Source organism: Candidatus Dadabacteria bacterium, assembly GCA_026706695.1.
GTDB lineage: Bacteria > Desulfobacterota_D > UBA1144 > Nemesobacterales > Nemesobacteraceae > Nemesobacter.
Map to the genome: position 1 here is coordinate 17,314 of JAPOYE010000088.1, position 10,462 is coordinate 27,775.

Consider the following 10,462-nt stretch of genomic DNA (forward strand, 5'->3'; position numbering starts at 1 on the left):
TCAGAAGAAAAAGGGCCCTCCAGACCGAAAACGGTTTTTACTTTTCCGAGCCCATGTTTGAAAGCCGGTTTCTCCCGTAGAAAAAATACATAACTCCCATTGCTACAAACACAAAAAAGAGTATCACCGGCAGATATCTGCCAAGGTTGCTCTTAAGAAAGGAAACATTGGAAACAATTACCGTTACGCCACCTGGTTTTAAGTCTGACAGCTGGTATTTCAAAAACGCCTCGTCGTGAATCATAATTTCTTCTGCGACCGCCCCGGATTGCTCAACCCTGACTCCAAGTTCTGTTTTTCTCACGAACACGGCAAGATCAGCGACTTCATAGTCAAAGCCTATCTGAAATTTTCCTTGAATTTGCGAAAGAGGGATGGAATAGCCAAGAGCAATCCTCTTCATCCCCGGAAGAAAAGGAAGTTTGTTGTATAGCTTTTCTCCCTGTCTCTGCACCGCCTCCGGATTGACTCCGTCTGAAAAAGTAACGTCCACCGCCTCTTCGGGAATCGAAAAAACAAGGGTCGCAGTATCTGAGCCCGCCTGTTCTCCGGTAAAAACGGTGTTTCCCGAGTTCTCAAAAACATAGAGGGAGGTTACATTCACGTTGCCACCCCCTTCATCCGGGTAGACAATCAAGTTCAGCGACTGTAAAGAGACATTTTCATCCGAAGTCGTGGTATCGTAGACCGGGAGATCAAGGGTGATTCTGTCCTCTCCGGGAAGAAAGACCATTTTCCCCGAAACATACTGAACTCCATGGTGAAAAAGCATGATCTCATAACTTCTGTCCCACTGCAGGGAAGAAAAAGAGAAATTGCCCAGCGAATCCGACTTAGCGAAGCGCCTTTCTTGCTGCCTGTCTCCCATGTATGAAATCAAAACGACGTTCTGCCCCGCTTCGGACCTCCCAGTAGTGATATTTCTTACGCGACCCTTTATCGTCCCGCTTTCACCAATATCGGATGGGAGCTTATAACCCAGAAGGTAGTCGGCAACCTTCTGGGCTTCGCTTTCTGATAGATTCATTGGGGGCATCGGCGGATAGCCGTCGTTTACAGGTTTTTTCTTTTTCTCCGCATAGATGCTCTCGGGGTTGCGGGCCCACCTGATCAGATCATCCCTTGAGTATCTATCTCCTACGCCCAGAAGATCAGGACCTACGAACCTTCCTCTTCCAAGCGTATGGCATCTTATGCATTTCCCTTCGATAAAGACTGATTCTCCCGACACCTGTGCCATAGCTGAAGGAACCACTGCCGAGGAAAAAAGGCAAAAAGACATTAAAAAAAGATGCAGGGTTATTCTTCTCATGATTCGTGCAGTTTGTGAAAGCGGGGCCTCGAAAGGAGAGGTTCTCGCTTCCCCGGTAATTTTTTCATCCCCAGTCACTGATTGAAGTTCTGAGATAAGTTTTGTAACGGCCGCCGCTTTTTCCTTGTACCTCGACACAAGTTCGGCGTAGTCCTGCTCGCTTAACTTTCCCATATCCCGGTCAAGCTCTATATCTTTTATGGAGGAGTAATAGAGGTCCCTTTTCTCGTAAAGCTGTTCGAGTCGGCTGACCTCGGGCTTGTCCCCGATACCCCGCTCCCCTCTCCTGTAACCCAGAAAAAGAGGGTAGACGGTAAAAACCGATACCAGCACCACAAGCAGAAGAGAGGTTACGTATTCACTCACGCGCTAAGCTCCTTTTTTCTTCGCCCCTCGGGCCACATGGTGACAATCGCTCCAAGGACAATAACAATGCCTCCCGCCCATATCCAGTTCACCATAGGGTTAAGAAGGGCCCTTACATTAACCTTTCCGCTCCCGTCAACCTCGGAGAGTATGAGATAAAGATCATCTCTGAAGGTGGAGCGAAGCGCGACCTCGGTTTCCTGGTTTATCTCCCTGTTTCCCTCGTACTTGTAGATGTTTTTCTCGGGATACATGGTCGCAACGCTTTTTCCTTGGTTTTCAATCGAGAGCTCCGCTGAAAATCCGTCCTTAGCGTCGTTTGAGATGAAACGCACTCCATGGAAAACCAGATCGTACCTTCCTAGGGAAAAGGAATCCCCTTTGTCGAGAACAACTTCCTTCTGGGTAACGAAAAGAGAAGAAGCAGTGATTCCTATTACCAGTAGCACCACCCCAAGATGCACTATGTATCCGCCGTAGCGCCTGCGGTTTCTTGAGACGAGATTAAACAACGCCGAAACCGGGTTCTCTCCCCTGCCGCTTCTTACCCTTATACCTCTGAAATATTCCAAAAACACCGTCGAGGCGACAAACCCGCAGAGCGCGAAGCTTAAAAGCGCTACCGGTTCTCTCATGCCGGAGACAAGAAGCGCCAAGAGAACCACCAAAAAAACCACCGCGGGGAAAACGAAATTTCTCTTCAGGTTTGCCGTCGAAGCCTTCTTCCACGATATAAGCGGACCTATTCCCATAAGCAGGATAAGCACAAGTCCTATGGGCACGCCCACAGCGTTGAAATAAGGGGGACCGACGAGAATTTTTTTCCCGGTGAAAGCCTCTGAGAGTATGGGGAAAATGGTTCCCAGAAAAACGGAGAAGGCCGCCGCCAGAAAAAGAAGATTGTTAAACAGAAAGGCGCTTTCTCTTGAAAGAGGGGAATCAAACCTCTCCTCGCTTTCGAGTTCTTTTGACCTGTAGGCAAGAAGAGAAAAGGAAGAAAGGAGTAGGATGACCATGAATCCGACAAAAAGTGGACCTATGTCCGAGCGTGCAAACGAGTGAACTGAAGACACTATGCCGCTTCTGGTTATGAAAGTGCCGAATATTGAGAGAAAAAAGGTGATTATAAGCAGAACCATGTTCCATTTCTTAAGCATCGCCTTTCTCTCCTGAATCATAACGGAGTGAAGAAACGCGGTTCCCGCTAGCCATGGCATAAATGCGGCGTTCTCAACCGGATCCCATGCCCAGTATCCTCCCCAGCCGAGTTCAAGATACGCCCATCTGGCCCCGAGAAGAAGCCCCGCGGAGAGAAACATCCAGGAAAAAAGGGCGTATTTTCTGCAGTTCCTTATCCACTCATCCCCTAGGCGACCGCTGAGCAAGGCGGCAATGCCGAAAGCAAAGGGCACCGTAATTCCCACATATCCAACATAAAGAGTGACCGGATGGATGGCCATGTATCCGTTCTGAAGAATCGGATTAAGCCCCCTTCCTTCCCCGACCGCCACACCCAGTTTCTCAAATGGGGCTTCCACGTAGGCTATGAGGAAAAGAAAGAAAAGAGAAACGGTGCATAAAACGGCGTTTACATAAGGGTCGCCGCCCTTTTCTCTGCTTCTAAGAACCACGAAAGCCGCATACAGGGAGAGAACGAAGCTCCAGAGAAGTAGGGAACCCGCCTGACCGGCCCAAAGGGCCGTCACCCTGTATATCACTGGGAGGTCGGTGCTCGTGTTAAGCGCTACGTACCTGAGCGAAAAATCAAGCGTTACAAGTTCATAAACAAGACAGCACACCGCTACCAGAAGAAGAAAAGCTACCGAGACAAGACCGTTTCCGCCGCTTTGAGCGAATGCGCGGCTTCCCGTTTTCGCGGCAACAGCGCAGGCAACAAGACTGTAGATGGTGATAAAGAAGGAAAGAAGTATGGCTATACTTCCGAGATCAGACATTGTTAAGGGAATTATGTATTTTAGTTGACATACACTGTTCTTGGCCGAGCGAGGGCAATCCCTCGCTTCTCTTTAATCCTTCCGGCCATGCGGGTAACATTCCCGCCCGCAATCGTGAGTCCACGATGAAGGATATTTATTGCCGCATTCAAGTCCCTGTCCATCACAAGTCCGCATGAACATCTATGCGTCCGGACGGACAGATTCTTCTTCACCGTTGCTCCGCAGTTTGAGCATTCCTGCGAGGTTCCCTTGGGGTCCACTTCCACCATCTTACCGCCAGCACTCTCGGCCTTCTCGTTAAGCAGCGTTATGGTCTTCCCCCAGGTCTGCTCTGAAATACTCCGGGCTAAATTCCCGTTGCGAAGCATGTTCCTTGTCTTCAGTTTCTCTACAGCTATGAAGTCATACATCCTTGCTATCTCCGAGGTAAGGCGGTGGAGATAGTCTCTTTCCCTGTCCGATACTCTCTGCCATTCCTTTGCGAGCAGGGATATGGCTTTTCTCCGGTTGTTAGAACCTCTTTTCTTTCGTGATACGGAGCGTTGGAGACGTATCAATTTCTTGCGGTCTATATCCCGCTTCTCTATCGTCTCCCCATCGCTCAGCGTCAAACGCTTGGATATCCCCATATCTATGCCTACGGGGTTAGTGACCGGTTTGGCCTCGGGGGTCGGCAACTCATAGGACAGGGCAACTTCCGTACGCAGGGGCTTTCTTGTAATGCGTATCGCTTTGAGCAGACTGTTAGGCGGAAGTTCCCTGTTCGGCTTCACCACGATGCGGGGAAGCCCCTTGATCTTAAGGATAAGTTTGTCTCCCTCTCGCTTGAGCATTCGCCAGGCAGCATCGTTTATCTCTATGGTGCGCCAGCGTCTCCCGCTCTTCCAACGGGGGAAACCGCCGTGCCTGAAGAACCGCTTGTATGCCTTGTCAAGCCTCGACAGCACGCCACGGAACACGATGCTTGACACCGCCTCAAACTCCGGCAACTCCTCCCTTACCCGCACAAGCCCCTTGTACTGGTCATAAAGACTGCGACTCTTCCCCGTGCGCTTGTAGCAGTCAATGCGGGACTCCAGACCTGCGTTATAGAGTTCTGCGGATAATCTGAATATCTCCGCAAGCCTCTCATGTCCCGTCTTGGAAATCTTCACCCTGCACTTGTAAGTCCTTATCATCACTACATTATACCTGATTCTGTCAGTTGTTTGAACTAACTGTCAACTGAAATACATAATCCCCGTTGTTAGCCTTCTTTTCTCTGGTAGGGGCCTTCTTCGGATTCATACTTGGTGGGGCACTTTGCAAGCAACAGATCCGCCTCAAAGACGTTATCGGCGGAGAACTTGCCCTCAACGACCGCCTCAACCCCATCTGTGAATATATCGGGAATTATGCCGTCGTACTCGACGTCGATTTCACCCTTGCCGTCCGCTATGGTAAACCGAAGCGAATCATCTAGCTCGTTCTTTATTGAACCGTGAACCACGGTTCCAGAAACCCTTACCTTCTGTCCGTAAATGTCCGGGACGTCCTCTAACAGTTCATCAACCGTTATGTAGTAGACCATGGAATCCTTGACTCCCGCGAAGACAAGCCAGGAAATCAAAGAAACTATCACCAAAAGAGGCAAAATGAATTTGAGCTTACCCTTCAACCTTCACCTCCAAGGCCGTCACCGCCCGAGAGCAACTTTTTCCTTACCGAAGCCGACTTCGCGCGCAGGTAGAGCACATAGGCGATAAGAGAGCCCCAGACCACTACGCTTGACCAGAGGAAATATTCCATCGCAGACTACCCCCCTCGCCCGCCCCGGACGTAAAGCTGATTTTCCATGTTCATTATCCTTATTCTCTCACCGAGGAGTAAAACGAAAAGAAGCGTAAATCCTAACAGGGTGACCAAGAGAGTGTGCATCATGGCGGGATCTATGCCACCTCCCCCGGGTCCGAAGACCACGGGCGATATGCCTCTTTTTATACGGGCCGAGACATAAACCACGGGAAGATCCACGTAGGCAATTATGGCGAATATGGCCGAGTATCTAGCCTTTTTTCCGCGCCCTCCGGCACCGGAACGCAGAACCAGATAAACGGCGTAAAGAACCCAGAGAATAAACGTGGTCGTTAACTGCGGGTCCCATGTCCACCAAGTTCCCCAGACCGGCTTTGCCCATATGCTCCCAGTGATAATCGTTAGAGTAAGAAGCAGCATGCCTATCTCGGCCGAGCAGTAGGCAAGCGTATCCCATTTCGCTGTCTCCTTTACCAGATAATATATGCTCGCCACGAAAACCACCGTAAAAGCCACCGTGGCGGCCCAGACCGTCCCCATGTGGAAATAGAAAATTCTCTGCACATGGCCCATAACCACTTCCGTAGGCGCGTAAAGAAGCGTCATCCAGGTAGCGAGAACCATCAGCGCAAACGTCAGGAAAAACAGTATGTTTCGCATTTTTTTAAAAAGAAAGCGGGTCAGTCCCCGCTATCCTCAATAAGATACTCAAACAGAATAGAGCATAAAAGGATGAAGATTATATCGAAGGAAACCAGTACCTGCAAAGAAAAAGCGTAGTAATCCGGAGGCCTTCCCTCCAGTATTGAAGAGCATATTCCGACCGAGGTTATCACGACAGGTATGATGAGGGGAAAAACCAGCAGGGGAAGCATCATGTCGCGAAGCTTTGTATTCAGGGCCATCGAAGAAAAAAAAGTGCCAAGCGACACAAACCCTATCGTTCCAAGAACCATAACCCCGAGAAATGGGAGTACGGTGCCGGCAAATGAAAGCGAAACCCCGTCTGCGTCAAAAAGAAAAAACAGAAGAAAAAGCGGAAGTATGAAGAGTTCGGAGAGCAGAACCATAACCGTGTTTGAAAGCAGTTTTCCGAGATAGATGTAGCTTCTGCTTACAGGAGTCAGAAGAAGAAACGCGAAGGCATTATTTTCCTTTTCAAGCGAAAATGATCTTCCAAGGGCCAAGAGTCCAGAAAAAATAAAAGTTATCCATATAACGGCCGAGACTGCCCGGGAATCAACATCCGAGCGGAATTCAAAAGCAACGTTAAAAACCAGGAGAAGCAGAAGCGAAAATACGAACATCGTCGGAAATATCTGCTTTGAACGCCACTCCACCAGAAAATCCTTTCTGAATATAAGCAATATACTTCTCATTGCCCGTCACCACTTCTGACGCAAGACATGTAGATATCCTGAAATTCCTCGCGAGCGGGTTTCTGCGCAGATGCATAGACCACCTCTCCCTGATCGAGAATTGCGACCTTGTCGCACAGCGAAAGCCCCTCGTAGACATTATGGGTTGTCATAACTACGGTTTTGTCCGCTTTCATTGAACCTAGAATCGAGGTAAGGATGGCAGCTCCGCCGTAATCGAGGCCGCTGTACGGTTCATCCAGAAAAAGTATCTGCGAGTCGTGAAGAAGCGTTCTGGCGATAGCAAGGCGCTGGCGCGTTCCGAAAGAAAGGGTGCTTACGAGCGCGTCTTTCTTAGCGTAGAGTTCAACCCTCTCGAGAATATCAGAGCACCTGCTCTTAAGATCCGGCACGTCGTAGAACGCGCCTATAAACTCGAGGTTTTCCCAAGCGGTAAGGTTTTCATAAAGCATCGTGTTATGGGAGATGAACCCTATAAGTTTTCTTATCTGCTGTTTTTCCCTTGAGACGTCAAAACCGGCTACAAAGGCCTCTCCCCCGCCGGGTTTTATGAATGTCGAAAGAATGGAAAGCAAGGTGGACTTGCCGGCGCCATTGGGACCGAAAACGGTGAGGAATTCGCCCTGTTCAACGGTAAGATCAATTCCCATCAGCACAGGGAAAAAACCGAACTGCTTTTCAAGTCCCCTGGTTTCTATCGCGTATACACCGGGTTGCATATCATTTTCCTTTTCCAAGGATTTTTTCATAACCGCCGATCTCTGAAATCCACTCCGCAAGCCCCTGCATTCCCGTCTCGTAACCGCACACCGGCTCATACTCCAGATCCCTTTTTGCCTTCTCTATGCTGTAGGTTCTGCTCTTCGATAGAGCGGAAACGCCAAAGCGGGTAAGGACAGGCGGGGTCTCCGATCTTCTGAGTTCAAAGATTTTCTCAAGAACGAACGCAACCGCATACCCCAGAGTGTACGGTACCGTGACCCCCGGCTTCCACTCAATTCCTATTGACGCGAGCTGATCGGAGACAAAACGGCGGTTATCGATACGCGCCCCGTCGTTTACAAAGTATATGTTGCCCGCCCCGGCAGAAGAGAGGGCCGATAGCACCGTGGCGTGAACAAGATTAAGCACATGGCATGGAGAGACAATTTTTTTGTTAAAACCCATGTTAACCAGAAGGCCCTTGAGGCAGGCGTCGGCTATTCTCGGAAGTATGACCGTGTCGCCGGCTCCCCAGACGTTTGACGGTCTTAATATAACTGTTTCCATGCCTCCCCGTCCGTTATATTCTCTCACAAGTTTTTCGGATAAGGCCTTGGTTTCATTATAGAAATTATGGTGGCTTTTTGGATAGGGATAGGTTTCATCTATATCCTTGAGGTCGACAGTCCCAAGAAAAGAGGCATTCCAGATTACGGTAGAGGAGCTCATATAAACAAACCTTTTAACCCCCGCCTCGCGTGAAGAGTCAAGAAGGATTCTCGTCGCCTCTACGTTCTGCCTGAAAAAATCATCCCTTGGTCCCCAGTCAGAAACCTTGGAAGCAAGATGAAAAACGTAATCACACTCTTGCGGAAAAGCTTGAAGCGAACTGGAGTCGCAAAGGTCCCCGTGGACAAGTTCCGCACGCAGAGAACGCAACTTTTCGGTATCGCTTGTTTCTCTTACCAGGCATTTTATCGAAAAACCCTCGTCCGCAAGTTTTTCAGCAAGCTTGCCACCGATAAAACCCGTCGCCCCGGTTATCCCCGCTTTTACGTTTTCGGAGGTTCCCATAAGTTTATTTTTTGATTTCCTTTTCCCAGTCCGCTTTCCTGAATCTTTTCTTCTCCTCGACGTCTTTTTTCGAAGGTATGGCTTTGCCGGGTCGCGTTGAAACAGGCTTTCTGGTTTTCGGTTTTTCTAGCTTCTTTTTGGTCATATCACACCCCTGCAGTCTCTTTACCGCTCAGGAGATCACAGAGTATAGTAATTGATAAGCAAAATCGGACAAACCAGGCGGGCAGACGCATGAAATATCTTCACACAATGATAAGGGTCGGCAATCTTGAAAAGTCAGTCGCGTTCTATACCGATGTCATTGGTCTTAAGTTTCACAGGAAAACCGATTATCCTGAAGGCCGCTTCACGCTAGCTTTCCTGGGTTACGGCGGCGACACGGAACCTTTTCTAGAACTCACACATAACTGGGATACTTCGCAATACGACCATGGAGGGGGTTACGGACACATGGCGTTTGGAGTAGAGGACATCTATGCGACGTGCGAAAAGATAGAACAGGCCGGCGGACGGGTAATCAGAGCTCCAGGGCCCATGAAACACGGAACCACCGTGATAGCTTTCGTTGAGGACCCCGATTCGTACAAAATCGAACTCATAGAAAGAAAAGACTGATCCCCCCGATTACTTTTTTCTCTTCTTCCACCTCGCTTCCAGGTATTTCTTGAGATTTGCCTCTCTCCCCTTGTCGGTGGGTTCGTAGTAAACGCTGTCTTTTATCTCCTCGGGAAGAAAATCGTCTTCGACAAAATGATCCTCGTAGTCGTGGGCGTACTTGTAGCCTTTTTTGTAACCAAGATCCTTCATGAGTTTCGTGGGGGCGTTTCTCAGGTGAAGCGGAATCTGGAGGCCCGGATTCTTTCTCACATCGGCTTCGGCCTTCTTTATCGCCCTGTATGCAGCGTTGCTCTTGGGACAGCTGGCAAGATAGGTCGTAACCTGAGAGAGGATTATCCTGCTCTCAGGCATCCCAACGTAATTAACCGCGGTGAAGCAGTCGGTCGCGAGGGTAAGCGCATAGGGTTCGGCGTTTCCAATATCCTCTGAAGCAAGTATCACAAGACGCCTTGCGATGAACTTCGGGTCCTCCCCAGCTTCAAGCATTCTCGCCAAGTAGTAAACCGCCGCGTCGGGATCACTTCCCCTTACGCTTTTTATAAAAGCGGAAATCGTATTGTAGTGTTCTTCCCCCGCCCTGTCGTAGAGAAGGCCCGTTTTCTGGAAAATCTCTTTTACAAGATCGGTATCAATCTCAGAAAGTTTTTTTGAACGGAGAAGGGAAGAAGCAATTTCAAGCGCGTTCAGCATTACTCTGGCGTCTCCGCCGCAAAGGGCGATGAGTTCGCCGCGAGCCTCAGCCGATATATCGGCATCCTCCAAGAGTTTTTCCTCGGAGAAGGCTTTTTCAAGTATTCGGTCAAGGTCCTGCGCCGAAAGCGGATCAAGAACATAAACCTGACAGCGGGAAAGAAGGGGACTTATAACTTCAAACGAAGGATTTTCAGTGGTAGCGCCTATGAGCACCAGGACCCCTTCCTCGACGCTCTTGAGAAGCGCAGCCTGCTGAGCCTTGTTGAATCTGTGTATCTCGTCAATGAAAAGCACGGTTTTCCGCCCGGAGTAAAGAGCGTCTCTTGCGTCCGCGACAATATCCCTAAGCTCCCTGACTCCGGAAGAAATCGCATTTATCTGTATGAACCTGGCACCAGCCCTGCCCGCGATAAGCCTTGAAAGAGTCGTTTTGCCCGTCCCAGGGGGACCCCAGAATATCATGGAATGCACTCCCCCGGCCTCAAGCGTTTTCGTAACAAGCCCCTGCGGCCCTATCAGATGCTCTTGGCCTACCATCTCTTGTATGCTCTCGGGTCTCATTC

Annotated in this window: 12 protein-coding genes; 1 reads left to right on the forward strand and 11 read right to left on the reverse strand. The window is 49.5% G+C overall.

Annotated elements, in window-relative coordinates; translation table 11 throughout:
- Positions 1 to 37: 37 nt before the first annotated feature.
- The 10 genes from OXG10_06620 to OXG10_06665 form a co-directional block, all read right to left on the reverse strand.
- The gene (locus tag OXG10_06620; protein ID MCY3827036.1) at positions 38 to 1,678 is read right to left on the reverse strand and encodes a cytochrome c; all 1,641 of its coding nucleotides are present in this window, start codon (positions 1,676 to 1,678) and stop codon (positions 38 to 40) included.
- Complete coding sequence (locus OXG10_06625) at positions 1,675 to 3,633, reverse strand: heme lyase CcmF/NrfE family subunit (protein ID MCY3827037.1); 1,959 nt, start codon at positions 3,631 to 3,633, stop codon at positions 1,675 to 1,677. The genes OXG10_06620 and OXG10_06625 overlap by 4 nt, the downstream gene beginning before the upstream one ends.
- A 20-nt stretch (positions 3,634 to 3,653) precedes the next feature.
- The gene (locus tag OXG10_06630) at positions 3,654 to 4,814 is read right to left on the reverse strand and encodes a transposase (protein MCY3827038.1); all 1,161 of its coding nucleotides are present in this window, start codon (positions 4,812 to 4,814) and stop codon (positions 3,654 to 3,656) included.
- Between the two features lie 68 nt (positions 4,815 to 4,882).
- The gene (locus OXG10_06635; GenBank protein ID MCY3827039.1) at positions 4,883 to 5,293 is read right to left on the reverse strand and encodes a cytochrome c maturation protein CcmE; all 411 of its coding nucleotides are present in this window, start codon (positions 5,291 to 5,293) and stop codon (positions 4,883 to 4,885) included.
- Positions 5,290 to 5,424 (reverse strand): hypothetical protein, encoded by a 135-nt coding sequence (locus tag OXG10_06640; protein ID MCY3827040.1) that lies wholly within the window; start codon positions 5,422 to 5,424, stop codon positions 5,290 to 5,292. The genes OXG10_06635 and OXG10_06640 overlap by 4 nt, the downstream gene beginning before the upstream one ends.
- A 6-nt stretch (positions 5,425 to 5,430) precedes the next feature.
- On the reverse strand, positions 5,431 to 6,090 hold the full coding sequence (gene ccsA, locus OXG10_06645) for a cytochrome c biogenesis protein CcsA (GenBank protein MCY3827041.1): 660 nt from the start codon (positions 6,088 to 6,090) through the stop codon (positions 5,431 to 5,433).
- A 20-nt stretch (positions 6,091 to 6,110) separates the two neighbouring features.
- Positions 6,111 to 6,809 (reverse strand): heme exporter protein CcmB, encoded by a 699-nt coding sequence (locus OXG10_06650; protein ID MCY3827042.1) that lies wholly within the window; start codon positions 6,807 to 6,809, stop codon positions 6,111 to 6,113.
- Positions 6,806 to 7,528 carry an ABC transporter ATP-binding protein gene (locus tag OXG10_06655; protein MCY3827043.1) on the reverse strand — a complete coding sequence of 241 codons (723 nt, stop codon included), beginning with the start codon at positions 7,526 to 7,528 and terminating at the stop codon, positions 6,806 to 6,808. Before OXG10_06655 ends, OXG10_06650 begins: the two co-directional genes overlap by 4 nt.
- A gap of 1 nt (position 7,529) precedes the next feature.
- Entirely contained in the window at positions 7,530 to 8,585 is a 1,056-nt protein-coding gene (locus OXG10_06660) for an NAD-dependent epimerase/dehydratase family protein (protein ID MCY3827044.1), read from the reverse strand.
- 4 nt (positions 8,586 to 8,589) lie between these two features.
- A complete protein-coding gene (locus tag OXG10_06665; GenBank protein MCY3827045.1) occupies positions 8,590 to 8,730 on the reverse strand; it encodes a hypothetical protein in 141 nt (46 codons plus the stop codon).
- Between the two features lie 89 nt (positions 8,731 to 8,819).
- Here OXG10_06665 and gloA point away from each other — a divergent pair, with 89 nt between their 5' ends.
- Entirely contained in the window at positions 8,820 to 9,203 is a 384-nt protein-coding gene (gloA, locus tag OXG10_06670; protein ID MCY3827046.1) for a lactoylglutathione lyase, read from the forward strand.
- 9 nt (positions 9,204 to 9,212) lie between these two features.
- Here the strand turns inward: gloA and OXG10_06675 are convergent, their stop codons facing one another.
- The gene (locus tag OXG10_06675; GenBank protein MCY3827047.1) at positions 9,213 to 10,460 is read right to left on the reverse strand and encodes a replication-associated recombination protein A; all 1,248 of its coding nucleotides are present in this window, start codon (positions 10,458 to 10,460) and stop codon (positions 9,213 to 9,215) included.
- Positions 10,461 to 10,462 lie beyond the last annotated feature (2 nt).

Bases quoted from the DNA above. Each gene is read 5' to 3' on its own strand.
- OXG10_06625 (MCY3827037.1), bottom strand. From the start codon at position 3,633: ATGTCTGATCTCGGAAGTATAGCCATACTTCTTTCCTTCTTTATCACC.
- OXG10_06630 (MCY3827038.1), bottom strand. From the start codon at position 4,814: ATGATAAGGACTTACAAGTGCAGGGTGAAGATTTCCAAGACGGGACAT.
- OXG10_06640 (MCY3827040.1), bottom strand. From the start codon at position 5,424: ATGGAATATTTCCTCTGGTCAAGCGTAGTGGTCTGGGGCTCTCTTATC.
- ccsA (MCY3827041.1), bottom strand. From the start codon at position 6,090: ATGCGAAACATACTGTTTTTCCTGACGTTTGCGCTGATGGTTCTCGCT.
- OXG10_06650 (MCY3827042.1), bottom strand. From the start codon at position 6,809: ATGAGAAGTATATTGCTTATATTCAGAAAGGATTTTCTGGTGGAGTGG.
- OXG10_06655 (MCY3827043.1), bottom strand. From the start codon at position 7,528: ATGCAACCCGGTGTATACGCGATAGAAACCAGGGGACTTGAAAAGCAG.
- OXG10_06660 (MCY3827044.1), bottom strand. From the start codon at position 8,585: ATGGGAACCTCCGAAAACGTAAAAGCGGGGATAACCGGGGCGACGGGT.
- OXG10_06665 (MCY3827045.1), bottom strand. From the start codon at position 8,730: ATGACCAAAAAGAAGCTAGAAAAACCGAAAACCAGAAAGCCTGTTTCA.
- gloA (MCY3827046.1), top strand. From the start codon at position 8,820: ATGAAATATCTTCACACAATGATAAGGGTCGGCAATCTTGAAAAGTCA.
- OXG10_06675 (MCY3827047.1), bottom strand. From the start codon at position 10,460: ATGAGACCCGAGAGCATACAAGAGATGGTAGGCCAAGAGCATCTGATA.